Here is a 26,545-nt window from a genome sequence, read left to right on the forward strand (position 1 = left end):
ATACGATGAATATGAAAAAAATATGTTTTAGCATTGGAATCATTTTGGCTGGAATTCTGTGTCTGAATTCATGTCAGGATGCGACACCCTATGAAGATATGTTGTACTTTACAGGTACAGAGTCTTCTGTTGTTAAAAGAATATCTACGGAAAATCCGACCTCTATCGGTCTTTCTGTGACAGCATCATGCAAAGTTGAATCTGAAGTTACAGTAAATACAGAAGTGAATGCAGCCAAAGTAGAAGAATATAATAAAAAAGAAGGCACCTCTTACAAACTACTCCCGGAGAATACTTACAAATTCTCCTCTACTGAATTAAAAATTGAACAAGGAGAGCACGTTTCCAAGTCACTGGAACTAACAATTCAAAATCTTGATCAGTTTGAGCCGGAAGTTACTTATTTATTGCCCGTCAGCATTGTTCAGGTACAAGGAGGAGGGCTTTCCGTTTTAGAGGCTTCTCGTACCGTCTACATTATAGTTTCTAAACCTCTACGCACGTATGCGGCTAATATCAGTAGCCGGTATTTCAAAATTCCTTTTGAAAACCACCCAAGTTCACTCAAATTATCCCAACTATCATATGAGGCTCGCGTCTGCGTTAATAAATTCCAGCAATACAGTCCTTATATCAGCACTGTAATGGGAATAGAAGGACATTTCAACTTCCGTTTCGGAGATGTAACAATCAAACCGAATCAAATTCAGATTGCAGGCGACGGTGTAGAAACAACAGTCCCTACAGAACTGGTTGCCGGAAAATGGTATCATTTGGCAGCTGTATTTGATGCTGCGACCGTAAAAATCTACGTTAACGGGAAACTGGAGATTTCCAAGGCTACTACTGCCCCCTGGATTGATTTAAGGGATGAGCAAAAGAGCCGCGGTTTCTATATTGGCCGGTCTGAAGGCGGACGACCTCTAAATGGCTCCATTAGTGAAGTGCGTGTTTGGAACAAAGCCCTAACTGCCAAAGAAATAATAAACAATATGTGTGGCGTAAATCCTCTGACCGACGGTCTGCTCGCTTATTGGAGAATTAATGAAGGCGAAGGAAATATTATTCATGACGTTACCGGTCACGGATGGGATGCTGAATGGCAAGGCTGGGGAGATTTACAGTGGATTAGCAATGTACGTTGCCCAAATGAGTAACAAATAATATTGCCTATAAAAATAAAATAAAGGTAACAAAGTAACCTTATATACCCAAAAGTAGAACAGCCACATAGGGATATTTTTTTCCGAACTAATGTGGCTGTTCCTTTATTCTAACGAATCGTCAAGATAGTAATTATGAACAAAAATATTGCAATTTTTCTTTCGAATGTACTTATGTTATTGGGAACAATGGAGGTCTTTTCATCCGTCCCCTTAAAACTTTGGTATAATCATCCAGCCCAGTCCTGGATAGAAGCACTACCTTTAGGTAATGGCCGAATAGGTACTATGGTATTCGGAGATCCTCAACATGAGGAATATCAGTTAAACGAAGAGACTGTATGGTGTGGTTCTCCTTATAATAATGTTAACACTAAAGCTAAAGATGCACTTCCCGTTATCCGCAATCTGATCTTTTCAGGTAAGAATATGGAAGCACAAAATCTGGCAGGCCCTGCTATTTGTTCTACAGGCTCTAATGGCATGCCTTATCAAACAGTCGGTTCTCTAAGATTAGACTTTCAAAACATAGATAACTATTCAAATTATTACAGAGATTTAGACATTGAAAATGCTCTTTCTACAATACGATTTGAATCTAATGGAGTAAAATATACACGTGAGGCATTCACTTCTTTTGCCGACCAATTATTGATTATTCATTTGACAGCTTCCCAAAAAGGAAAGATTTCTTTTAATGCTCATTTTACTTCTCCCTATCCCAATGTTGAAAAAAAGATTTTCAGAAAGCAAATGCTACGTCTGGATGGGAAAACCGATGACCATGAAGGAGTAGAAGGAAAAGTTCGCTTTACCACTTTAGTAAAAATAAAACATCAAGGCGGACAAATAGAAGCCATATCTGATAGCGTCATTCATATTAAAAACGCTGATAATGTAACTCTCTATGTATCCATAGGAACCAATTTTGTAAACTACAAAGACATTTCTGCAAATCAAGAGCAGAAAGCACTAGCTCACCTGAATTCTTCATATAAATCTTATATAAAAGCCAAACAAGAACATATAGATTTCTATCGTTCCAAATTTGGTACTGTCTCGCTCAACTTGGGAGAAAACGCACAAGCACAAAAGGCCACCGATATTCGTCTGGCTGAATCCAAAGAGCATTTTGATCCACACTTGATTTCCACTTATTTCCAATTTGGACGTTATTTATTAATATGTTGTTCACAGCCGGGAGGACAACCTGCCAATCTACAAGGTATCTGGAATGAAAAACGATATGCTCCTTGGGATGGCAAGTTTGCAAACGACATAAACTTACAAATGAATTATTGGCCGGCAGAACTGACCAATCTATCAGAAGAGCACCTTCCATTAATTGACTTAATTAAAAATATAGCAGAACAAGGTAAAGAAAGCGCCCGAATGTATGGATGCAGAGGCTGGACCGTACATCACATCACTGATATTTGGTGTGCTACCGGTGCCGTAGATAGCCCATTCTATGGTATCTGGCCTACCGCCGGCGCCTGGTTTTGCCAACATTTATGGGATCGTTATTTGTTTTCAGGTGACTCAAAGTACCTGAAAGATATTTATCCTATCATGAAAGGTGCCTGTGAATTCTTCTTTGATTTCCTGGTCCGTGATCCTAGAAATAACTGGCTGGTTGCTACCCCCTCCTATTCTCCCGAAAACAGTCCTATTTTAAATGGAGTACGCAGCGAGGCCTCTTTAGTGGCTGGAGCTACTATTGACAACCAAATGTTATATGATTTATTCCATAATACAGCTGCCGCTGCAATCATTCTTTCAGATTCAAAATCGCCTACAAAATCAGATTCTTTTATAGAATCTCAATCATTTGTAGATAGTTTGTATTATTACGCCCAAAATCTTCCTCCCATGCAAATAGGCAAATGGGGACAATTACAAGAATGGATAGATGATTGGGATGATCCTAGCGATCAACACCGGCATCTATCTCACCTATGGGGAGTATATCCGGGACGTCAGATTAATATCTTCGACACTCCTTTGCTATTTGGAGCAGCAAAAAAGTCCTTGATAAATAGAGGAGACCATTCAACCGGTTGGTCTATGGGATGGAAGGTTTGTCTTTGGGCGCGTTTTCTGGATGGAGAAAAAGCATATAAACTCATTACGGAACAATTAAGTCCCACTTTAGCTCAAGAAGGTACACATGGAGGTACTTATCCTAATCTATTTGACGCACATCCCCCCTTTCAAATCGATGGAAACTTTGGTTGCACTGCCGGTATTGCCGAAATGTTAGTTCAAAGTCATACGAATGCTATTCATTTGTTACCAGCACTTCCATCCGCATGGTCTAAAGGCTCTGTAAAAGGGTTGAGATGTCGCGGAGGATTTGTAATAGACGATATGCAATGGGATAATAACTCACTAGAAAAAGTTACTATTACATCAAAACTTGGAGGAACATTGCGAATACGGTCGGAAGTTCCTTTAATATTAAACGGAAGTCTTTTATTGGCGACAAATGAAAAATGTACAAATACATTTATCGTCGGACAACCTATAAACAGACCTTTGGTTGCTGCCAATGCCCCTCTTGAGCTACCCAAAGTAAAAATGTACTATGAATATGATATACAAACGGTCGGTGGCCAGAAGTATACTTTAGATAAGTGTCAATAAAATTATTTTTTAAATATTAGTGATGAATAGGAAAATTAGAATCATTCTTCTATCTCCAATTCATCACTAATATAACTTCATCTGTAAAAATACATCCCTATTTAAAACAATCTTCTCACTTAATTTATCTTATTCAAAACAACTGGTCTGTTTGCCGGAGCCTTACCAAAATTCTTATTAGGCTTTTTTCCCATTACAAACTTCAATGTGCTGCCATTTATTATATCCTGATAAGTGATATAACTCTTATCATAAGGCTTGCCATTCAAATACACTTTCTGGATATAGATATTTTCTTTGCTGTTATTTGGTGCTTCTACAGTAAAAGTGTTACCACCACGTACCTTCATTTCTACTTTCTTAAAACAAGGGCTACCGAAAACAAATACACCATCCGACGGGTTCACCTGATAGAGTCCCATAGATGAAAGAAGATACCAGGCAGACATTTGGCCACAATCCTCATTACCGATGATGCCGTCTGGTTGGTCTGTGTAAAAATCACTCATGATAAAACGAACCTTTTCCGCCGTTTTCCATTGTTCACCGGCATACGCATAAAGATAAGCAACATGATGGCTCGGTTCGTTTCCATGCGCATATTGTCCGATCAATCCGGTTATGTCGCTCGAAGCTCCTTCGCCCATACTGTCGGTGTTGGTAAAGAAACCATCAAGCTTCGTTGCAAAAGGTTTGTCACCTCCAAACAAGGCAATCAGCCCATACGGGTCTTGTGGAGCAAAGAAAGTATATTGCCATCCGTTTCCTTCACAGAAATCTCCAACAGTATGGATGGAACGTGCCGGATCGTAAGGAGTACGCCAAGAACCGTCTTCCAGTTTCGGACGAATAAAATGGATAGAAGAATCAAAATAGTTCTTGTAATAATGAGCACGCTTTGAGAATGTTTCAGCATCTTCTGCCTTTCCCATCTTACGTGCCATAGCGGCAATTCCCCAATCGTCCACGGCATACTCCATGGCTATGGAAGTAGCTTCATGAACTTTGTCGGCAGGGATATAGCCTTTTTTGACTACATAAGGTACTCCTTTCTGCTTTTCATAAGTAGCTGTAGCTATCATTGCTTGCAATGCTTCTTCCGCATCGAACCCGGTAAATCCTTTCAGATATGCATCGGCAATCACTGGCACGGAGCTATACCCCGGCATCTGATCGGTCTCTCCACTCATCAAAGGCCAGATAGGGAGTTTGTCCTGCTGACGATAGATGGAAATCATCGAATTGACTACATGGTCAACCATTTCAGGTTGAGTAATAGTCATCAAAGGATTTAATGCACGGTAGGTATCCCATAAAGAAAGAGTCGTATAGTTGGCTTTCTTCGGGTCTGTGTAAATCATGTCATTCATTCCTCTATACTCTCCATTCACATCGCAAAAAAGCGTAGGGGCAATCATAGTATGATAATGGGCGGTATAGAACACTCGTTTGGAAGCCTCATCATCAGTTTCTATTGTCATCTTCTCCAGTTGCTTGTTCCATCGGGCGGCACTCATATCCACCACCTTATCAAAATCCCAGTGAGTAAGTTCGGATTGCAGGTTCATCGCTGCGTTGTCACAACTGACAGAAGAAAGAGCGACTTTTATCTTCACTTCTTTCACGTTACCAAAAGTAAGGACACTCTTCACCGATGCCACTTTCAGTTGGTCCCAAGGTTGCGGGGCATTATCGTCATAGGCAGTAAACTGCTCTATCTTTTTATCACTTTTCAACACAAAATAAACTTTGCGGGAAGGACTCCAGCCTCTCACATAACGATAACCCTCTACTGTATAATCATCTACCTTACGGATATAGCTGTCATAAGCATTCGATCCGTTTCCTTCACGTAAGTCGATCAATATGGAAGCAGGTTTTCCTTCGGGATAAGTATAACGATGGAAGCCTACACGATCTGTAGCTGTCAGTTCGGCTTTGATGTTGTAACGGGCGAGAAGCAAAGAGTAATATTCGGGACGGGCGATTTCATTCGCATGAGAATATCTGGAAGCATACCCATCGCGTATATCATCCTGATTGCCTCTGGGGGTGCGGATCTCATTCAATGGCATGATGAGAATATCACATAAGTCAGTACAACCCGTACCGCTCAAATGTGTATGTGAAAAGCCGATTAAAATACTATCGGAATAATGATAACCCGAACACCAGTCCCAACCTTTATGGATATTGGTAGGCCCCAACTGTACCATTCCATACGGAACACTCGTCCCAACAAAGACGTGTCCATGATAACCGGATCCGATATACGGATCGACGTACTGCAATAATCCTTCACTTTTTGAATAGTTCTGTTGCGCTACTCCATTTCCCGCTGCAAGCAAGACACAAGAAGTAAGTGCAAGTAGTTTAAATGCCTTCATTCGTATTTTTCTTTGGTATGATTGAAAATTATAGTTAGCGAATGATGCAAATATACTACCTATTTAGGAATTAACTAACTGTCGCTAGAGTTTACAAGAAAAATGGCAGGCAGGTTTACTCTTTTGGCAAGTTCCGACCACAGATTTACACGATTTTCCACAGAAAAACTACATACTGTCTACTAAATAACATAATAGATGAATCTGTGGAAATCCGTGTTAATCTATGGCGAATCCTTTCCATAAATTCCCTTCGGGAAGAGGAGCTTCAAGCTCTATCAGTTCTTTTGAGACAGGATGTGTGAACCGTACTCTCCGGGCGTGCAGACAAATGCTCCCATCCGGATTGGAGCGTGGAGAACCGTATTTCAAATCCCCTTTGATAGGGCATCCCATTTTTGCCAGCTGACAACGAATCTGATGATGACGTCCGGTTTTTAAATCGACTTCGAGCAAATAGTAATTCTCCGAATGACCGATCAACCGGTAATGCAAGATCGCTTTCTTGCTGTTTGGCACTTCCTTGTCGTATGCATAACTTTTATTCTGCTTTTCATTACGCACAAGAAAATGTACCAGTTCACCTTCCGGCTCTTTCGGAGCATTCTTCACCACTGCCCAATAAGTCTTTTTCACCTCGCTCGTACGAAACATTTCATTGAGCCGGGTGAGTGCCTTACTCGTTTTTGCAAAAACAACAAGACCGCTTACAGGGCGGTCCAGCCGGTGCGTCACACCGAGGAAAACATTTCCGGGTTTCTGATACTTCTCCTTCAAGTACTGTTTCACAGTCTCCGAAAGCGGTGTATCCCCCGTCTTGTCTGCCTGGACAATCTCGGAAGCGGTCTTATTGACTACAATGATATGGTTGTCTTCGTATACAACAGTCATTCTGTTCGATTACATATTCATACCACCATCTACCTGAATCACCTGACCTGATACGTATGATGACATATCAGAAGCAAGGAAGGTAGCGATGTTTGCCACATCTTCAGGAGTTCCACCACGACGCAAAGGTATCTTCTTTGCCCATTCAGCTCTTACTTCTTCAGAGAGGGCAGCTGTCATGTCTGTCAGAATGAAGCCCGGAGCAATGGCGTTGGCACGGATACCACGAGAACCGAGTTCTTGTGCGATAGATTTAGCCAATGCGATCATACCGGCTTTAGAAGCAGCATAGTTAGCCTGCCCTGCATTACCGTGAACACCTACTACAGATGCCATATTAATAATGCTACCAGCTTTCTGACGCATCATAACCGGCGTACAAGCGTGGATAAAATTAAATGCCGACTTCAAGTTCACATTGATAACCATGTCCCATTGCTGTTCACTCATACGCATCATCAAACCGTCACGCGTAATACCGGCATTGTTTACCAAAATATCAATACGTCCGAAGTCTTTGTGTATTTCTTCTACAACCTTTGCAGTATCTTCGAAGTTAGCTGCATTAGAAGCATAACCTTTGGCTTTCACGCCCATTGCTTCAAGTTCTTTAGCTGTATTTTCTGCATTTTCGTCAATGACAAGGTCAGTAAATGCGATGTTTGCGCCTTCGGCAGCAAACTTCAAAGCGATAGCCTTACCAATACCGCGAGCAGCACCGGTTACAATGGCTGTTTTTCCGTCTAATAATCCCATACTAAAAAGTTATTTAATTAAATTTCTGTTCTATGCAGTGCGCCAAACACAATGTTGGACACATATTTATTTCTTGTATCTTCATCCAGATGTGCGCCTATATGTCCACGAATATATGGAACTTCGATCCCTTTCACACAATAATGTATCAGATCGGCTGTCATCTCCACGTCATCAATATGGAAAACGCCTTTTGCCTGCCCTTCCAAAAGAACGGCTTTAAAGAGCTGCACTTCCTTTGCGTCAAACTTCTTGCGAACTTTCTCCACCCTCCATATATCACGGAAGAAGTAAGCACGCAAGGTTCCGTTTCGATAGACTACCTCTTTTACCGCATCCAACCGGGTATATATCATCTCCAGCAACTTCTCGTCCGGTGAGATATTCTTCTCGGCTACCCGCTTCATCATATCCGACAAAATATCCAATTCCGATTCCACAACAGCCAGGTAGATCTCATCCTTACTTTTAAAATAGGTATACAAGGTTCTTCTACCTTTTTTAGAAGCAAGAGCGATATCATTCATAGTTGTGTTCTCTACCCCCATCTTTGCAAAAAGCTGACGGGCTACATCTACTAATTTGGCTTTTGTCTTGGATACGGTCATAGATTATAATTGCACATTGCTGAATATTTTGAGCAAAAGTAACTCTTTTCTTTAGACCGTACAAGAAAAAGGAGAGAATATTAACATTTGTATATTAATAGGTGCTAAGAAAAAGTTTCATCATTATTCTACTCATTCTCAACTAAATAAGAAAAAACCGATGATTTATTCGAAAAATATTCAGTAAATTATTTGTTTGTTTCAAAAAAAGCCGTACCTTTGCACCCGTTAAACATCGCGGAGTGGAGCAGTTGGTAGCTCGTTGGGCTCATAACCCAAAGGTCATTCGTTCGAGTCGGATCTCCGCAACTAAGGAAAAGAAGAATCGCAGAAATGCGGTTCTTCTTTTTTATGACGACTCTCCTGTAATGATTCTATTCACAACCCCATCTTCGTTATCAACAAGGATATCAACAAAGTTATCAACAGGTTAATTCATTTATAATAAAACAGTTAACCCGATAGAGCCATTTTATATCAACAAGGTAACATTTAGTTATTCACTACTCAGTTGGGGAGCTTATTTACAACATAAAAAGTCGACTGACTCCCAATGAATCAACCGACTTTCATATTCTTCCGAAAAGGGCTATGGCTATTAATGTTTATAGAACTTCAATACCTTTTTTGCATACCGTTTTCCTAATAACAATTGCGCTTCCGTATTAAAATGAGGATCCGTCTTGTCTTTGTACCATCCCAATCCTTTTGACGATACCCAATCGGAATTGGGAATAAATGACGAAACCTTCTTAATCATCTGATTAAAGGGAATTGTACCAGCTTCTCTTTTCGTCCAGTTCCATTGAGAAATCTGTCCTACAACAACCGGCAGATCCGGCAGTTCCAAATCGGTACGCAGATCTTTCACTAAAGAAATCAGTTTCTGCTTATATGCTTCCGGATTCGAACAATCGGCTTCTCCCTGATGCCAAATGATTGCTTTCAAAATACCTCCCTGTTTCATCGCGGTCCGAATCCGGGAAAGCGCTTCTTCATAATATCCGTCTTTACTCCCTTTTAGCCAGGAGTTGATGGACGAGCCTCCACGGGCATTTACTACCAGTCCGACAGGACGTTTCGTTTGCAGGAACATCTCTTTTGCAAAACTATAGGCCGGCCCCAAACGCTGCATTGACATCTCTTTCCGGATGGTAGAATAACGGTTTAAAGGATTTACTGCCGGTTCAAAACGTCCTTTATCATTCAACAGATACACATTTTGCAAAGTATCCATGACTTCCGGTGTCAATGTTGCACGACCTGCCATATTGGACTGTCCGATACATACATACAAATCCAATGAAGATGGAATATCCTTGCCATTCCCTGCCCATACAAACAGGGACTGTAAAAGCAGCAAAGACAATAAATAAAAAGTTCGCCTCATTTATACAGTATTTGTTATTAATAATTTCGATAAATACGGATAGCGTTCAGTATAGTCTCTCCTTCTTTCTTATGGAAATCGATACTTAATCCTTTCCCGTTTTTCACCGTTACTACAAATTTCTTGATTACAGCACGAGCATATCCATAATCACGGGCAACATTGAAATCATCTACAACGGTTACTCCGTTGATTGAGATTCCGAAACTACGGTTTCCAACAAGCGTCTGTTCCGAGTCTGCCCCCAAATTATAAATCAAAGCCTCTTTCTTTTTGTCCGAATCCAATTCCGCCCAATACAAAGATACAGAATATTCCCCATCCGGCACATCGGCCTTAAAAGACTCTATACCCACACGCTGGGTCTGAAAAACCGGATTCATATCTGTACCGCAAATGTCAATATCCGAGCCCAGCATAGTGCCGAAACCTGTTTTACGACGATAAGGGGTTCCACCGACAAAGCCCCAGCTTCCCGGCTTATATTCCTGTTCGGGAATCCATGCGACATTGGCGACACGGTCTTCAAAATATCTCGGAGAACCCAGCATTACATTTATTTCCGTAAATGGCAGAGTCTTGTCTTTCAACTGAGAAGAGACCAACTGAAAGTGGATTCTAAGCATATCATGCAATTTGGTATCACCTGCTACTGCAAGGGCTTCCAATTGATTTTCCCCATTAACAAACGGCACATCAAACAAGGCATAACCGCTTTCCGTTTTTTTCTTTCCCAAACTTTTGTTATTGACAAACAGTTCGACTTCTTCTGCATTAGAAAAGACAGGAACAGATTGGACACACTCATTCTGTTCCGTATTCACAACGCCACCGCGGGCTTTCCATTCTCTATTACCGATAGCAAGTATCGGGCGGCGAATCAAGGCTGTCTTATAGAACAAGTAAGTATCTTTCACTTCCCGATCCAATCCGAGAATGCCTTTGTTATTGACATGAGGAACCGCGTCAACACGGGATTCCGAATAAAAATCATTCAAATTCCACAAGCTGGAACCTGCAACAAAAGGACGTTTCATCATTTCGTCAAGATAATGTTTATGATAAATCAAGCCGTATTCCTGCGAGAAGTCGAAACGTTCCGGTTGATAAGAATGAACACGGGGATCTACACCCGGACCATATTCCGTCACTATCAGCACTTTGCCCTTATACATCTTATGAGCACGGTCAAGCAGACGTTGGAACTCATTAATATCCGGTTCATACCAACCTTGATAGAGATTCCATCCTTGAATCATCGGTATCTCCGTCAGATGAGCAGCTTCGTAAAATCGAGGTGCATTATGATAGGCCATCATAGTATATCTTGAAGGATCTTCCTTACGTATTGTCGCTTCCAAAGTCCGGGCTACCTTTTCAGTAAAATGATAATAATCTTCGAGTTGCTTACCTTCCGTGTAGGGACGACGCAAAAAAATCTCATTCATATATCCCCAAATCATGACAGACGGACGATTGAAGTCCTGACGTACCATTTCTTTTGCCATTTCAACGCTGTTAGTCAAAAACTCTTCCGTTTCTGTAACAGCATTAACGACGGGAATCTCAACCGAAGTCACAATACCCAGTTTATCACACATCTCCATAATGACAGGATCTTGCGGGTAATGCGAAACACGTAGGAAATTGCCTCCCATTTCTTTCAACATGAGCACATCCTGCACATGCAGTTCATCCCGTAACGCATTCCCTTTCTGGAAGTAATCCTGATGACGGGCAGTACCGATCAGTTTACGCCATTTCCCATTCAAGAAAAAGCCTTTCTCCGAATCAAACTCAAACCAGCGCAAACCTAACGGACTCACGACCTCATCCAGCAACGCACCTTTTTTCTTATCAAAAATACGCGTATATACCATATACCGATAAGGATCGTCTATATCCCACAAACGAGGAGAATCTATTTTTATCTTTTTAGAGATATCCGCCTTTGTTTCACTGGATACCAATTTTATATCCGCCTGAGTCCTTTTCACTTCTTTGCCATCCGCATCGCAAATCAGATTTTCCACAATGACTTCTGCAGACCGGAGTGTATTATTCGTCAATAGCGTAGTTATTTCCACAGAGGCTGCGGAGCTATTCACTTCGGGAGTACGGATATAAACTCCTGACGAAGCATAATCATTCGTCGCAATGTGTACCGGATTCATAAATTGCAGATAGACATCGCGATAGATACCACCAAAGAAAGTGAAATCTGCGGACAAGGGTGGAATATTTGGATTATAGGCATTATTCACACAAATGGCAAACAAATTCTCCTGCCCATAACGTAGTTTGGAAGTAATGTCAAAGCAGAAACGGGTATATCCGCCTTTGTGCTCCCCAACGAATTGTCCGTTCAGATAGAGTTGTACTTCCTGATTAGCGCCTTCAAAGTAAATAACAGCCTGACGCCCTTCCTGGCTTTTGTCTACAAACAACTGTTTCCGATACCAAGCTGGTCCCCGATAAAATCCCGGAGTTTCATCATCCGCATCCTTATCATTCCAGGTGTGAGGAATATTGACTGTCTCCCATGAAGAATCATCGCAATTATTTAACTGCGCCTCAAACGGAGAGCCTTTGGTAAACTTCCATCCGTCGTTTATGGTATACACCACACGCTGTTGAGCTTGTGCCCATCCAACAACAAACAACATAATAAAGATATAGAGAAACTTCTTCATAATCTAAACACTTATAGTTAAAATTTTATTTTCATCTCTTCACCTGTATAGACAGACTCCTTATTTTCAAGAACAGTTCCATCAGGCAGATACAATCTCACATACATTTTCACCCGTTCCGGCATACCGGGATAGCTACCATCACGCATCCCGATAATCAATGTCCGCTCCGCCTCCTTCCACTCCATCGGAACTTGCGAGCAGACTCCCTCTTCGTAACGGTAGGAATCCCCTTCATCCTCATACCATAAAAAAGAAGCGTCCGCTCCACCATAAATACGAAGTTCCAATTCACGGTCCGGATACTCCATTGCATATTGTTTCGCTTCAGCCAAAGGAAGAATAGAACCTGCCCTTATATACAAAGGAAGTACATCCGGAATATTTGCCTGTACATATTCTTTTCCACCGTTAAACGCCTCTCCTGTCCAAAAGTCATACCAATACCTGCCTTCATGTTCCGGCAGATAGACAGTAACATTCTTTTCTTCCGATTGCGAATGAAATACCGGACGTACCAAGAAAGATGTACCGAACATATAGGCATTATCGACATCAAAAGTCCGGTTATCTGCCGTAAAGTCCATTGCCAATCCTCTCAACAGGGTATAATGATCAGCCGTCACTTGATGAGACATTGAGTAAATATAAGGTAACAGACGATAACGCAGATTTATATATTTTACCTGATTATCATAGAAGGAGGTTCCCTTCTCACCGAACTGCCATACCTCACGTGGCACATTTGTACCGTGAGCACGGAAAATCGGAGTGAATGCACTAAACTGAAACCAACGTGAATACAGTTCCTTATAATCATTGCTTTTCAGCCCGTCGGGATATTGCGCATCACGTTCGGTAACGAAGAATCCACCGGTATCAGACGTCCAATACGGAATGCCGGACATGGATAAGTTGAGTCCGGCAATCAGTTGTTTGTGCATATTCTCCCAAGACGCCGAGACATCGCCTGACCATACAGCTGTTCCATAATGCTGTTGCGAAGCAAAAGCGGAACGGGTAAGAATGAATACACGTTTCTGTTTACTTTCCGCCCGCAGACGTCGGTAGAAATCTTTCAGCATTTCTAAAGAATAAGTATTCAGATAACGATGGAAACTGCCTAAATAAGTTTTTCCAGCCGATTTAGTCCGCTCTTCTTGCTTCAGTTGGGTGAACCCATCCCGGAAAGACGGTTCTGTCGCATCCATCCACCAAGCATCCACTCCCATATCATAGAGCCCTTTCTTCAGGTATTGCCAGAAAATGGTCCGTGCGGCAGGATTATAAGCGTCAAAAACTTTATAACCCGCCCATGTAGGTTCATCAAACAAAGCTCCGATGGAATCTAACGAGTGGTAAACTGAGGTTTCCGGTCCAAAACCAGGCCATACAGAGAGCATGAAATGGACATTATCCTGTTGATGTAATTCGTCAATGACCTGTCGGGGATTATCAAAATGAACCGGATTGAAAGTAAGACTGTTCCAATGAGGCTTGTCTCCCCAATATTCCCAGTCTTGTACAATATTATCCAACGGAATTCCCCGTCTACGATATTCCTTCACGACCGCTTTCAACTCATCAAACGATTTATAGCGTTCTTTCGACTGCCAAAAACCATATACCCATTTCCCAAACATCGGCACATCTCCCGTCAATTCACGATAACCGGCAACAACTTCATCCATATTTTTACCATATACGAAATAATAGTCGGAAGCGTCGCCCACTTCGGAAATGAAAGAATAACCTTCGCTTGTATCTTCAAACTTAGTTGAAGAGTAATTATCCCATAAGATACCATATCCATTCGTCGATATAAGGAACGGATTGACAATGTCCATATTTGCCTGTAAGAGAAGTACGGATTTTCCACGATAGTTCATGATACCGTTCTGATACTGCCCCAGTCCGTAAATAGCCTCCTCATCAGTAGGTATAAATCGCTGAGTAACTTCGAGACATTGTTCTCCGCCTACTTCCGAACGTTTGAAGTTTCGTGCCTTTCTACGGTCTTTCTCTTTTAACAGCAATTTTCCGGTCGATGCCTCACGGAAAGTAAAAGCCTCATCCGACTTGTCGAAACTCACAAGAAGTTCATGAGTACAAAAGACGAATGCTTGTTCGGTTTCCTCCCATTTATAATCGGTAAACGTCGGTTTCTCCACATCGACAACCAGTCTTTTTGTGACCAAAGTATCACCTTCGGGGTATGACAGAATCCGTACACATCCCGCCGACATAAACTCAATTCTATATTGAATACTGTCACAGATAAATGAACAACCTCTGTTATCTTCATGTATTAAAGAGGAACATCCGAAGCACGAAAGTATCCCTAAAACTAATAACCAATATTTCAAACTCTTCATCAATAGATTTATTTGACTGTGTAGATATTATAACCTAATGACAAATTGCGGATTACAACGTTTCCTTTCAAATAGAAGGTAGGCATATTAAATCCGTTGACGATGTTGTCCTTATACAATTCCACTTTCGCTCTCTTCCATTCTCCCGTATTGTCAGTACGTATCCGGGATACGATTTTAAACGGTTCTTTCGGCTCACGCAATGTGGACGACCGTATAAAGAGAGCTTCATTCCCTTTATCCAGATATTCAAAATATAAGTATCCCACATAGTTATTCATCTGTAGTTTGGAAACCAATTCTTTGGGCAAGGATATGGAAAGTGTTTCTTCAGCAGTATATCCCCCGGATTTACGTTTTCCCTGAATCTTCATATCCGACTCACGCAAACGTTTCATCTCAACACTCAAGGCTGACTTAGCTGTCTTTATATCGTTCTCTATTTGAGACAATAGTCCTATCGCTACCGGGTAGCGCCCCTGACTAATCAGCAATGCCGCTTTATCAAGCGAACGATAACAAGCAGACACATCCATCTTCGACTTTTCCAAGAAACGGGTTTCTTTCCGCAAACGGAAGAGCATTAACGGCAAGGTCAAACCACGTTCGTCCGCCTGTTCACCTTTGAACTCCGCGGCATATTTCAAAGTGGTACGCAGTTCACGATCCCCATTCTCGATGGTCGGTTCGATCTCGTGTCCTTCGGTGTAGTCACTCCAGGAAGCGATGAACATCATATCCAGACTGTCTTTCTCCGCCATGCAAAATTTCCACATACTACTATATGTTTCTCCGTTATTGCGAGGTATATAGAAGAAATGTCCGCGTCCCCAACCTGCACATCCCCGATTATCCATACCCGGCATTGCAAATCCGGATTTAATTGTATAGGCAGGATTATTACTGTGCCAGATCGAGTCACGGAAAGGTTTCATAAATTCGATGACATCATCCTGAGTAGCATAATTATCCCATTCGGCGTGTTCCTGATCTCTTGTCCGGACACGTGCAGGAAGCCATGCGGTTGGAATTTCCCCGACTTGTTTCCATGCATCCATTTCATCACTACGAGTGACGGGAACATATTTATCATTCTCCAGTTTTCCCCAATCAGCCCACCGACGTAAGGCAACAGGTTGTTTCATTCCCTGAGGAAGTTTTACTTCTGACAGAACTTTCCGGTATTCGTCAACTTTCGCTCCCGGACCGAAGTGATAGAAAACGGGCATTCCTTTTACAATAGGTGCAGTAGGACCAGTAAAGACACTGTCGACAAGATATTGATAACACTTTGCCATATATCCTGTCTTCGCTTCACGAGTGTTTATTTGCGGATAGATTTTAGTGATCCAATCATAATACAGCCAACCGTCGCACCAGTTTACACCTATCTCGAAATTATACTTCGCCGCCACCTTCTGCATTTCACGCAACAGGATGTCATTTTCATGAGGCTTGAATCCCCATTCGATAAAGAAGCCGTCTATCTTGGCCACCTTAGCCGACAGTATCTGATATTCGATATAATCGGGATCCAAATTCGATTGCATCCCGACTTGCGGATAAGCGACTGCCGCAATCTCATGCCGTCCTTCACTGTCTATCAGATCAGCGTTATAACACAGCGACTTTCTTCCGGTTGTTGATTTTTCCGTATTGGCATACATCTCCCAACGCCCCAGCTTTCCATCATGCTGACGAGTATAGCGCACGCCATGAAAATCGGCATACACTTTCTTTCCATTCTGCGCCAAGCCCGGTAATACGACCGATACCAATAATAAAAGAAGAAGAGGTTTCCTCATTATTCTATAACTTAATTATTCAACTTATGTACTTTATCAATCTTCTACAAATACAATGCTTTATCAGTCCTCACCCAGCACCAAATCATGCTTTTCCGGATAACTGAAAGTATTGTCTATCATCCAACGTCCTTTATAAAGCTTCGCTCCGTCCATCTTGAAGAGTTCTTCTCCCTTCTCATTTACAAGTCCTTCAGCCCACCACTCTTCAGTCGGTTTCAGCATCAGAATTCCATCCGGACTGTTACAGATACTTTTTATATCGGCTATACTGTAAACTTTCTCACAGGCAGGTTCGGCAGACTCATTAGTCGTAGCGTCCGTAATACCTGTGAGATCAAATTTATAGACAGCTGAAGCGGCAGTAAGCCATAATTTATCCTCTTCACCATATACCGGAAATAAATCATGTCCTCCCGATTCATTGGTGAATGTATAGATACGAGTCTGGTTGGTCAACTTCGGATTGGTACGATCACCGTTATATTTGAATCGGAATAAAGCAGTAACCCCACCGCTAATAGTACCCGTAACATAAAGGTAAGATCTTTTTCTGTCCCATACCGCATTATGAGCATTACCGATTTTCCAAGTATTGGCTTTCGCTCCCAATACTTTAACTGTATCCACTACAAAGGTATTGATTTCACCTGATTTTGACTCTGCCGTCACAATATTTCCATCCGGCAATATCTCTGCAGAGTGAGGGTTCTGTCCGCAATTTGCGTAGAACATCAGTTTATGGTCCGATATACGAATTAATGCCACCGCCCCACCAGAAGCAGTCATCAAAATATAGCGTCTATTAAAAACCGGTTTTACTTCACTCGGATTAACAAACCAACCCTGCTGTGCAGCAGGTACACAAGCCGTATAAGGGTCCCAACTCCAAATATTATGTTGTGTCACCGCATCCCTGATTACGATAGCACGTCTGGACTGTTCCGCCAAAACGTAAGCTTTTTCAGGAAGCTGGAACAATTCATTTTTCACATCAGGAGTCTCATCATCGGAGCAAGCTCCCAAAGCTATATTAAATCCTAAAAGGACTGCTAATAAACTAAGTTTTTTCATGGTTCTCTTTATTTTAATTATCTATTCGTTTCTTAAAGTTTTTCGTTTTTCCGTATCGAATCTACTCTTTATCATAGTAGTCTATCAATGAATAAACAGCGAGATTCAACTGTCGCATCGGCAACAGGAATGATTTATAAGGTTCATATTCGATAGAGACAATTCCTTTATTGGACGCTTTTCCATCCGAATCGTAGCCATCATTGTATTCAAAGTGTACCCAGCCAACACAATTTCGGGCTTCAAGTAAGCGGAGACAGAAATTCTGATAAAATTCTCCTCTGTTCTTTTGGGTACGCACCAGCCAACCACCGCCTTCAACATTAGCATATTTGATACCTTTGTAAGTTGCATCCTCCGCTTTCGTATAAAATTCGGAAACTAAAAAAGGTTTCGTTCCACACCATGCTTTCAAGTTTGCCAGGAAATCGGTTTCCGGCTGCCAACGAGCATAGTAATTGATAGAGACCAGATCACAATAGCGAGCACAAGCTTCCACTACCCTCCGGTTATATTTACTCCAATCGTGTAACCGTGTTCCCAATATCAGGTGTTCCGCATCATGTCGCTTCACGGTTTCAGTAGTCAGCCGATAATAATAATCAGCAACCATTCCCCGGAACTCCTCTTGATTCTCTTTCGTGATATTAGCAACTGAAACGATCCCTCTATCCTGCATAAACTTTTCAGCATACTCCCGTGCCGCTTTATAGCGTTCGGGCAAAGCTAGGAAATGCTTTAAATCAATTCCCCGCAAAGGGTCAGCATTCTGATAACTGGCAAATGGTAATTCATTGTCGAGATAGAAACCGATAAAATGCTTATCACCTGCGAATAAGGCAGACTTTTCACATACCAGATTATCTATGTACGATGCAAATGTCGGCTCGAAAAGAAGCACCAGGCGATTATATTTATCATCATTAAACGCATAGCCTAAATTTTTACTCATATCCCACATAAAAGTGCGAAGCAAATACAGATTTTCCGCATACGCCATCTTTTGTGTCTTTGGTGTAAGCAAATTAGCGCGAACTGCTGCCGGAAATGCTTCTATACGGCTAGAGCCATACGATATGTAGTTTATATGATTGTCCGCTATCAATTTACCAGTCTCTTCACTCCATCGGGTTTCGCTACCGAACCGAGTATTGAAAGTCTCCTTATGAGCGGATGATTCTCCCGGACGGACGTGCTGAATTCCATGAATTATAACCGCTCCATTATCCGGATCAAGCAAATAAGAACGTCCTCCACAACTAGCCACACGAAAGAATCCCTCCTTTCCAACCACAGAAGATGGCTGCAAACCAATTCGCCCTCCCCATGCCGTCCGAGTATAATCAGAAGACGGAGTATACCAATTCATATTGTCGATAGTACGGGTTTCCTGTGAATCAGCCGTTGTCCACGCCTGAAAGGTTCCATTCTGCCATTTCCGATATTCTACATTCAGAAAAGTATATTCTTCTTTGTCCGAAGGGATGTCTCCCCCTTCCGGTTTCAAAGGTTCTTTTTCGTCTGAGGAAGAACAACCGGCAACAACAAACTGCATCAGTCCCAACAAAGACAAAAAGAGGAAATGTCTATATATATGCTTTCTCATAAGAGTTCCTATTAGCTTCCACATTATCTATCAATAAAGAAATTCTTCTCTACTAACGGAGAACTTTCTTCCCTTTTACTGCAAACTTCACTTGCCTTAGTTACAAACTATAAACGCAAGCTTTATTTTTATAAATGAAGGCTTTGTTCTTATAATTGAAAGCTTCATTTATAAAGACGAAAGCTCCGTTTATAGTTTACATCCAATCGACAGCAACTTTACTTCTAATGAGATGAAAATTTTGTCTTAATCAAGACGAAGTTTTCTATTCCTTAAATAGTAAGTGGTAATACTGCCCTGTATTACTTCTTCTTGGGGAATTTAATTTCGACAGTTGCAATCTGCTTCGTCGTATTATTATCCATCTTACCAGAGACATCAAGGACTTTCATAACTCCATATCTTTCTCCACCGGCACTTGAAGAGCCACCCGTCTTAAATCCTATTACACTACCGACAAAGTTCTCTATTGTCATATACACTTTCTGATCTGCATTTCCTGTCAAATATTCATTCTCAATAGAGGAACGGGAAGCTGTATCATAATCAAAACTTGCAGGAAATAAAACGTACTTAGTCATATTCTTTATCGGCAAATTACTTAATGTTTTCCCTCCTGATCCTTTGTATAAACTATTTTTCTGATCCACATTTTCCATAGAATAAAAGCGGAACGAAAGAACGCTATTATTAGAATTTATAAAGAATTTTATATCGACATTCTTGGCACTTTCCTCACTAGCAATAGCTTCATCCACCGAATAAGTTTTCATATCATTCAACGAAATCACAGCAAACGGTTCTGCATTCGCCAATATGTGGCTACCAACCTTAAGTTGGACTACTTCCATATTCACATACGTCTTCACGGTTCCAATGACTTCCTTCCCCTCTCGACCATCAGAAACAATCACTTTAAGTTGAGATGTTTCTTCTGTCAACTGTACTGTAGGCTTATAATCAAAATTCTTATTCTCACCTACTATTTCCTCACGGAATATCTCCGTACTTACTCCATTTTCCACCCGTGAAATCGCAACATATTTCACACCACGAACAGACTCTATATGCATCGGTACTTCCGTATCTACTCCTTCATCAGTAGAAATCAACTCTTTACCTAGTGTAAGCACAGGAGCTGGAACAGTCTTATATATTACCGGTAAAGTTGAAATCGTGACATTACCATATACATCTTCCGCTTTCACTTTAAAACCTTTATCTCCTTCCTTATAGGCGATATCTCCTTCATATTTATATTCTTTATCACCATTCAAAACATCACCCCCTTTTGATGTTTGACCATCTGCAGAAACCAAGAATCTCTCCACTTTCTTTAGACCAGCTTCCGAAACAACCTTGAAAGTAGTCTGTGGCATTACAGGATTTTCATCCATCTCATCATATACAATCTCTTCGGGATCGAATGTTATGACAGGACGTGCCATTACATCAGTAACAGCAATCGGCAAAGTTCCGCTCGTTACATGATTCAGTTTGTCCGTAGCCTCAATTATAAAAGCCTCGTAGTTAGCATTATATTCCAAGTTTTCAGAGAGACTATAAGAATTGGGATTGAAAAAGTCGGTTACAGTTTTATATTCTGTCACTCCCTCTACTGTCTGCAATTTCATTGTCACACTCTGAAGTCCTGCCTGTGATTTAATAACGGCCACTACCGGCAGATTGTCTACTTTATTCAAGTCAATGTCCAGTTGTTCCATAGGAAAATTGATCACAGGGGCAGCCGCATTAGGATCCAGACCATCATTATCGTCGCCACAGGCAGCAAAGCCCAAGCAAAGTCCTAGTATTAATAAGGTATATATTTTACGAATCATAATTAGTTCTCTTTTTAATTAACTGTGGTTATTTGGAATATTTACAATAGTTCTCAAATATATGAATCACACCATTTGTCGGCAGAATATTACTAGTCTTAGCCTGCCGTTGCGGTGATTTTCCATTACTTCCGGTCTGGTTCACGAGAATCTTACCAACTGCAGCCTGCCATGGATTCTTCCAAACAGACATTGTCATCAGTCCATTCTCTCCTTTCAACATAGTCAATACGAACATTGGCTCTACCTGCAACTGTCCATAAGAACTGTATTCACCATCTACTATATGATATAGAAGCATATCTTTTACAGTTTCTTTATCACAATCAGTAATAGACGTTTCACCCGGAAATTTATCAAGGAGATATGTCTGCATAGCCGTATTATTCAAAGCTAGAAATGTATATTTATTATCTGTCTGCGTATAATAATCCTTCAAACCTGTATATTCGATTGCAGCTATCATTTCCGAGAACATATCTTTGTGATCTTGAAAATACTCCCACGCTGTCACTTTTACATACGGGTCATCTACCGAAGGCTCATAATCATAATTCTTTTGTAAGTCCAGGTCGCAGCCGGTCAATGCCAATATTGCCCAACAAAAGAAAAGAGTCTTATATAATATTGTCTTTTTCATTGTTTCTACCATTTTAGTTGTTAGTATTACCATAATACGTATTCTGTACAATCTTCGGGTTCTCCAAGATATGTGAATAGTGAATCGGGAAAAGTTCATTTCCATCCTGCTCCATACCGTTGATAGGTTTCATCACTTCTTTCCACTTTCCGGTACGCAGCAAGTCAAACCACCGACGTCCTTCTCCGGCCAATTCCACCTGGCGTTCACGTAATATATAATTAACGACTTCGTCTTCAGAAGCAAAATCATTCTCTGTCAGTGTATTCAGACCGGCACGGTCGCGTACAGATTTCACCAGTTCCAAAGCTTCGCCCCATTTCCCCTGACGAGCACGAGCCTCCGCTTGGAGCAACATCATGTCTGTATAACGATAGATCGGATAAGCCACTTCACAGGTTTTGTTCAGAGAGTTACTTATATCACCCGCCATATATTTACGCAGTTCGTTCCCGTTCTGATAGTTTTTCACCGTAAAGTCTTTACGCTGGTCACCTTGCATATCCTTCTCATCAAAGATACTCATAAACTTATCGGACATGACTGCCGCACGATTTCCTGAGCCGGAAAACCATTGATACATATAACTGTAGCCATTCGTGCCAACTTCATCCATGTTGAAATGAACAAGGAAAATAAACTCTCTGGAGTTATATTCATCATTTTCCGGTGTATCATCAGAAGGTTTATTAGTCAGTTCTTCCGTAAACATGGTATGCCAAGTAGCAATATTAGGCTCGAAATCTACAAAACGCCCACCCTTTTTGGAAGCAATAGTCGCCATCTTGTCAATCGTTTGATCGGCCAGATTATATTCTCCTGTCCACATATAAGCATCCGCCATGATGGCCCATACGCCACAGATAGAGATGCGTTTACGTTCGTAATTCTTGTTACGGTTTATCAGTCCTTCCGCTTTCTTCAGGTCCGGAAGAATAACATGTTCCAAAATGTAGTTTTTATCCGTACGCTCCTTGTAGATCGCTTCCGAATACTTCTCTGTAGGTTCTGTAAACAAAGGTACATCCCCCCAAACACGAATAGCATAAAAGTAAGCTAAAGCACGCAATGCATAAGCTTGTCCAAGATAATCATTCCGGTCTGCCACATCAGGCATACTGATATTGGGAATATACTTAATAGCCAGATTTGCCTGGTTAATCATTTGATACAAAGTAGTCCACTTCCCGCATTTCTCATCTGTAGACATCAGGTTATTAATCACACGTGCCTGATCGGCCATTACCGGTGCTCCGGGAGCTACATTATCCGAACGGAACTCCCCCCAATAGAAATAATTTTCGCGTAAAGTGGAACGCAACAGTCCATAAATTTCATTTATACCAGCCTTGGCGTCACGGGCAGTCTGCCACATATCACCTGCCGGGATTTCACTTACCGGTTCCTCATTCAGAAAATCAGAACAGCTATTCAATGATAGAGCCAGACATACAGCTCCAACAAAATATTTTATATTCTTCATACGATATCTTCAATTAAAAGTTTGCAGAAAAGCCAATACCATATTCCCTCTTTCTCGGATAGCGGTAAGAGTCTTTACCGACTTGCAGAGGATTGTTGGTAGAGAATTCAGGATCGAATCCCGAATAGTTGGTCCATGTCAACGCATTGTTTACAAAAGCGTAGATATTTATATTCTTCAGCATCAGCTTCTTTATCCAATTTTCAGGAAGATCGTAGGCCACACGTATGTTCTGTAAACGAATAAATGAAGCGTCTTCCAAGTAGAACGAATTACCCATACGTGCATTGTTATAATCATCATTATATGGACGCGGGTAGATAGCCTGATCACCCGGATGTAACCACATATTATGGATGACTTCCGGCGAAGGAGTGGTTCCGGTGTATTTGAACATATTACGATTATGTTCGGCCGCATTATAAATCTGTCCTCCCAATGAATAATAGAATCCCAGATACAGGCTTAAGTTTTTCCAAGTCACGGTTGTATTCAAACCACCCGTTACATCAGGCATGGCATTACCAATCACCATACGGTCATTATCATCAATCACACCGTCACGGGTTCCTTCCGGTTCCTCCCAGTTGTAATCTCCTCCACGGAACGGTTTGCCATTCGGTAACGTTTTCTGGCGAATATCACCTGTATATTCCTTTCCATTCAACAAATATTTATATTGGAATACGCCATTTTCAAATACCGGAGTCAGTTGTTCCCATTTATCAGTGAAAGCATTCGATTCATCGTATGCAAAGATACCTGCACTTTTGAATCCATAGAAGTCACCCACACGACCACCTTCCTGCATCCACCAGATATCACCTTCCATATACGCCTTACCTTCAGACAATTTTTCAATACGGTTGATGTTTCTGGAGATATTGAAAGAAGCATTCCACTTCCAATCTTTCGTACGAATAATATCACCGGTAACGGCTATTTCAAAACCGCGGTTACTCATTTCACCGACATTGGTCTTCATATATGCAAAACCGGACTCTTTAGGCAATTGGTAGTTTGCCAGCAAACCGTCTGTATATTTATCATAGTAATCGGCAGTGATTGTCAAACGGCTATTCCAAAAATTCAAGTCCAAACCAAGGTTGAACTGTTTAGTTTCCTCCCATTTCAGATTGTCCTTGCCGATGCGGGTAGGAATAACCCCTCCCACTCCATCGTAGATAGAATTCGGAGAATAAGAGTAGATATAGTCATAGTTTCCAATCGCTTCGTTACCTGTAATACCGAAACTTGCGCGGATCTTGCCATCTTCGAGAAACTTCTTCGAGAATTTCATAAACTTCTCGTCCGAGAAACGCCATCCCACAGATACGGAAGGGAAATTACCCCATTTGTTTTCTTTGGCAAAACGAGAAGAACCATCACGCCGCATAATGGCATTGAGCAGGTATCTTCCTTTATAATCATAAGTCACGCGAGCAAAAACGGAAGCCATAGAGTGATTACTTAATGTTGAACCTGTAGATGACAAATCCAGGTTTGCGGCAAAAGCATTCATTGTATAGATAAAATCTGTAGACGAGTTTATCCCCACAAATGTCTCGTTTTCATAACGCCATTGCTGAGCACTGATACCTACCATAGCCGTAAAATTATGATCTTTTATTTTGCGCGCATAAGTAAGGATGTCTTCATTCATCCAGTTCCAGTTCAGGTAATTATAAGAATAACCTTTATTCTGTTTCTGCCATTCATCAGTAATAAGACTCGGTTCCAGTTTTTTTCGTTTGTCCAAATAGAAGTTAGCATTAATATTAGCTCTGAACTTCAGATATTTGTTGAATTTGATTTCAAAGAACTGGAAGAAGTTAGCCTTATAAGAATCAGTAAAGTCAGTAGTATAATTAATTTGTGCGATGGGGTTCTTCTGACCATTAAATACCCCGACCAAAGAACCATCCGGATAATAAGTATTGAAATAAGGACGACGAGTCAATACTGCACTCAATAAAGTACCTTCATTCAGACCTTTCTTTTTAGAATAAGTCAAAGAAATACGGCTACCCATATTCATCCAGTCTGTCGGTGAATAATCTGAGTTGATACGGGTGTTCAGTCTTTGGAAGCCGGTATTCGAAATAATACCTTTCTCATTATAGTAACCGGTATTGATGAAATATTTCAATTTCTTTGTACCGCCACCTACACTGATATCTACTTGGTCCTTTTGGGCAGTAGTCGTGATCATGTCCAGATAATCATTATCTACATTGAAGAATGAGTTCAAAGGATCATCAAGAATATCTATACTTTCATTCGCATTACCTCCACCATACGTTTCAAAATACTCTTTACGGTACTGGTCGTACAGCAAACGTTCCGCACGATTAGCCTGCGGCACTTTATGAGACAATGTGCCCCATGAGTGATTATACTTTATATCAATACGTGCTTTACCTTCCTGACCGCTTTTAGTCGTGATAATGATCACACCGTTTGCTGAACGGGAACCGTAAATAGCTGCGGAAGCGGCATCCTTCAATATTTCCATAGAAGTAATATCATTGGTATTGATACCATCGATACTCTCCAAAGGCACACCGTCTACAATATAAAGAGGAGTGACTCCTTCGGCAGAGAAAGTAGATGTACCACGAATCTTAATGGATGAAGATTCACCGGGCTGCCCTGAACCGGATACAACCTGCACACCGGCAGTGGTACCCTGCAATGCCTCAAATACATTAGTCGCCATTTTCTGTTCGATGGCCTCACTTGAAATAGAAGTAATAGCTCCCGTCACATCACGCTTCTTCATCGTACCGTAACCTACTACAACTACCTCATCCAGTAATTTGGAATTTTCTTCAAGTGTTATATTCATCGTTTTATCTTTCACCACTACATCTTTAGTAGTGTATCCCATAAACGATACGGTTAAAGTGACCCCTTTCTTAGAAACTGTCAATGAGAAATTTCCATCCAGATCTGTAATAGCTCCATTAGACGTGCCTTTTTCCATCACATTGGCACCAGGTAAAGGAAATCCGGTTTTATCCACCACCACTCCTTTCACCGTAAATCCGCCTTGAGCATAAGTCGGACTGACAAAGGAAAAGAGACTCAAGGAAATCAAAAGAAGCGACTGAAGCCACCGTGCTTTTGTCCTGTTCTGTACATTTTTCATAACTAGAATAAAATTAAATTGGTTAATTATTAAGGT

Annotated in this window: 16 protein-coding genes and 1 tRNA gene; 3 read left to right on the forward strand and 14 right to left on the reverse strand. The window is 41.2% G+C overall.

Going from position 1 to position 26,545, the window contains the following annotated elements; genetic code table 11:
• The first annotated feature begins 11 nt into the window (after positions 1-11).
• Together GD630_RS01520 and GD630_RS01525 are read left to right on the forward strand one after the other, a co-directional pair.
• Positions 12-1,157 carry a DUF1735 and LamG domain-containing protein gene (locus tag GD630_RS01520; protein ID WP_182505683.1) on the forward strand — a complete coding sequence of 382 codons (1,146 nt, stop codon included), beginning with the start codon at positions 12-14 and terminating at the stop codon, positions 1,155-1,157.
• Positions 1,158-1,298: 141 nt separating this feature from the next.
• Entirely contained in the window at positions 1,299-3,809 is a 2,511-nt protein-coding gene (locus GD630_RS01525) for a glycoside hydrolase family 95 protein (protein ID WP_143867609.1), read from the forward strand.
• A gap of 119 nt (positions 3,810-3,928) precedes the next feature.
• Here GD630_RS01525 and GD630_RS01530 read toward each other — a convergent pair whose 3' ends face one another.
• The 4 genes from GD630_RS01530 to GD630_RS01545 form a co-directional block, all read right to left on the reverse strand.
• Positions 3,929-6,196: a GH92 family glycosyl hydrolase gene (locus GD630_RS01530; RefSeq protein WP_143867611.1), complete on the reverse strand. Its 2,268-nt coding sequence runs from the start codon at positions 6,194-6,196 to the stop codon at positions 3,929-3,931.
• 219 nt (positions 6,197-6,415) lie between these two features.
• Positions 6,416-7,087: an RluA family pseudouridine synthase gene (locus GD630_RS01535; RefSeq protein WP_143867613.1), complete on the reverse strand. Its 672-nt coding sequence runs from the start codon at positions 7,085-7,087 to the stop codon at positions 6,416-6,418.
• Positions 7,088-7,096: 9 nt separating this feature from the next.
• Positions 7,097-7,843, reverse strand: coding sequence for a 3-oxoacyl-[acyl-carrier-protein] reductase (gene fabG, locus GD630_RS01540; RefSeq protein WP_007763962.1), 747 nt, complete (start codon positions 7,841-7,843; stop codon positions 7,097-7,099).
• A gap of 17 nt (positions 7,844-7,860) precedes the next feature.
• Positions 7,861-8,451 (reverse strand): TetR/AcrR family transcriptional regulator, encoded by a 591-nt coding sequence (locus GD630_RS01545; protein WP_007763961.1) that lies wholly within the window; start codon positions 8,449-8,451, stop codon positions 7,861-7,863.
• Between the two features lie 236 nt (positions 8,452-8,687).
• Here GD630_RS01545 and GD630_RS01550 point away from each other — a divergent pair.
• A tRNA-Met gene (locus GD630_RS01550) sits at positions 8,688-8,760 on the forward strand.
• A gap of 289 nt (positions 8,761-9,049) precedes the next feature.
• Here GD630_RS01550 and GD630_RS01555 read toward each other — a convergent pair.
• The 10 genes from GD630_RS01555 to GD630_RS01600 all read right to left on the reverse strand — a co-directional run bounded on the left by GD630_RS01555 (position 9,050) and on the right by GD630_RS01600 (position 26,509).
• Positions 9,050-9,841, reverse strand: a complete 792-nt coding sequence (locus GD630_RS01555) for a sialate O-acetylesterase (RefSeq protein ID WP_143867615.1) — start codon at positions 9,839-9,841, stop codon at positions 9,050-9,052.
• Positions 9,842-9,858: 17 nt separating this feature from the next.
• Positions 9,859-12,534, reverse strand: a complete 2,676-nt coding sequence (locus GD630_RS01560; protein ID WP_143867616.1) for a glycoside hydrolase family 2 TIM barrel-domain containing protein — start codon at positions 12,532-12,534, stop codon at positions 9,859-9,861.
• A gap of 17 nt (positions 12,535-12,551) precedes the next feature.
• On the reverse strand, positions 12,552-14,909 hold the full coding sequence (locus GD630_RS01565) for a glycoside hydrolase family 31 protein (protein ID WP_143867618.1): 2,358 nt from the start codon (positions 14,907-14,909) through the stop codon (positions 12,552-12,554).
• 8 nt (positions 14,910-14,917) lie between these two features.
• Positions 14,918-16,714 (reverse strand): glycoside hydrolase family 71/99-like protein, encoded by a 1,797-nt coding sequence (locus GD630_RS01570; protein WP_143867620.1) that lies wholly within the window; start codon positions 16,712-16,714, stop codon positions 14,918-14,920.
• Between the two features lie 63 nt (positions 16,715-16,777).
• The gene (locus GD630_RS01575) at positions 16,778-17,788 is read right to left on the reverse strand and encodes a DUF6528 family protein (RefSeq protein WP_143867622.1); all 1,011 of its coding nucleotides are present in this window, start codon (positions 17,786-17,788) and stop codon (positions 16,778-16,780) included.
• 61 nt (positions 17,789-17,849) lie between these two features.
• Positions 17,850-19,394 (reverse strand): hypothetical protein, encoded by a 1,545-nt coding sequence (locus tag GD630_RS01580; protein ID WP_143867624.1) that lies wholly within the window; start codon positions 19,392-19,394, stop codon positions 17,850-17,852.
• A 302-nt stretch (positions 19,395-19,696) separates the two neighbouring features.
• Positions 19,697-21,235 carry a hypothetical protein gene (locus tag GD630_RS01585; protein WP_143867626.1) on the reverse strand — a complete coding sequence of 513 codons (1,539 nt, stop codon included), beginning with the start codon at positions 21,233-21,235 and terminating at the stop codon, positions 19,697-19,699.
• Between the two features lie 28 nt (positions 21,236-21,263).
• On the reverse strand, positions 21,264-21,875 hold the full coding sequence (locus tag GD630_RS01590; RefSeq protein ID WP_143867627.1) for a fasciclin domain-containing protein: 612 nt from the start codon (positions 21,873-21,875) through the stop codon (positions 21,264-21,266).
• A 13-nt stretch (positions 21,876-21,888) separates the two neighbouring features.
• Positions 21,889-23,358, reverse strand: coding sequence for a RagB/SusD family nutrient uptake outer membrane protein (locus GD630_RS01595; protein WP_143867629.1), 1,470 nt, complete (start codon positions 23,356-23,358; stop codon positions 21,889-21,891).
• A gap of 13 nt (positions 23,359-23,371) precedes the next feature.
• On the reverse strand, positions 23,372-26,509 hold the full coding sequence (locus GD630_RS01600; RefSeq protein WP_143867631.1) for a SusC/RagA family TonB-linked outer membrane protein: 3,138 nt from the start codon (positions 26,507-26,509) through the stop codon (positions 23,372-23,374).
• Between the last annotated feature and the right edge of the window lie 36 nt (positions 26,510-26,545).

Source organism: Bacteroides zhangwenhongii (assembly GCF_009193325.2).
GTDB lineage: Bacteria > Bacteroidota > Bacteroidia > Bacteroidales > Bacteroidaceae > Bacteroides > Bacteroides zhangwenhongii.

Coding starts and splice junctions, on each gene's coding strand:
- GD630_RS01530 (WP_143867611.1), bottom strand. CDS start 6,196: ATGAAGGCATTTAAACTACTTGCACTTACTTCTTGTGTCTTGCTTGCA.
- GD630_RS01590 (WP_143867627.1), bottom strand. CDS start 21,875: ATGAAAAAGACAATATTATATAAGACTCTTTTCTTTTGTTGGGCAATA.
- fabG (WP_007763962.1), bottom strand. CDS start 7,843: ATGGGATTATTAGACGGAAAAACAGCCATTGTAACCGGTGCTGCTCGC.
- GD630_RS01565 (WP_143867618.1), bottom strand. CDS start 14,909: ATGAAGAGTTTGAAATATTGGTTATTAGTTTTAGGGATACTTTCGTGC.
- GD630_RS01575 (WP_143867622.1), bottom strand. CDS start 17,788: ATGAAAAAACTTAGTTTATTAGCAGTCCTTTTAGGATTTAATATAGCT.
- GD630_RS01525 (WP_143867609.1), top strand. CDS start 1,299: ATGAACAAAAATATTGCAATTTTTCTTTCGAATGTACTTATGTTATTG.
- GD630_RS01600 (WP_143867631.1), bottom strand. CDS start 26,509: ATGAAAAATGTACAGAACAGGACAAAAGCACGGTGGCTTCAGTCGCTT.
- GD630_RS01580 (WP_143867624.1), bottom strand. CDS start 19,394: ATGAGAAAGCATATATATAGACATTTCCTCTTTTTGTCTTTGTTGGGA.
- GD630_RS01595 (WP_143867629.1), bottom strand. CDS start 23,358: ATGAAGAATATAAAATATTTTGTTGGAGCTGTATGTCTGGCTCTATCA.
- GD630_RS01585 (WP_143867626.1), bottom strand. CDS start 21,235: ATGATTCGTAAAATATATACCTTATTAATACTAGGACTTTGCTTGGGC.
- GD630_RS01555 (WP_143867615.1), bottom strand. CDS start 9,841: ATGAGGCGAACTTTTTATTTATTGTCTTTGCTGCTTTTACAGTCCCTG.
- GD630_RS01535 (WP_143867613.1), bottom strand. CDS start 7,087: ATGACTGTTGTATACGAAGACAACCATATCATTGTAGTCAATAAGACC.
- GD630_RS01570 (WP_143867620.1), bottom strand. CDS start 16,714: ATGAGGAAACCTCTTCTTCTTTTATTATTGGTATCGGTCGTATTACCG.
- GD630_RS01545 (WP_007763961.1), bottom strand. CDS start 8,451: ATGACCGTATCCAAGACAAAAGCCAAATTAGTAGATGTAGCCCGTCAG.
- GD630_RS01520 (WP_182505683.1), top strand. CDS start 12: ATGAAAAAAATATGTTTTAGCATTGGAATCATTTTGGCTGGAATTCTG.
- GD630_RS01560 (WP_143867616.1), bottom strand. CDS start 12,534: ATGAAGAAGTTTCTCTATATCTTTATTATGTTGTTTGTTGTTGGATGG.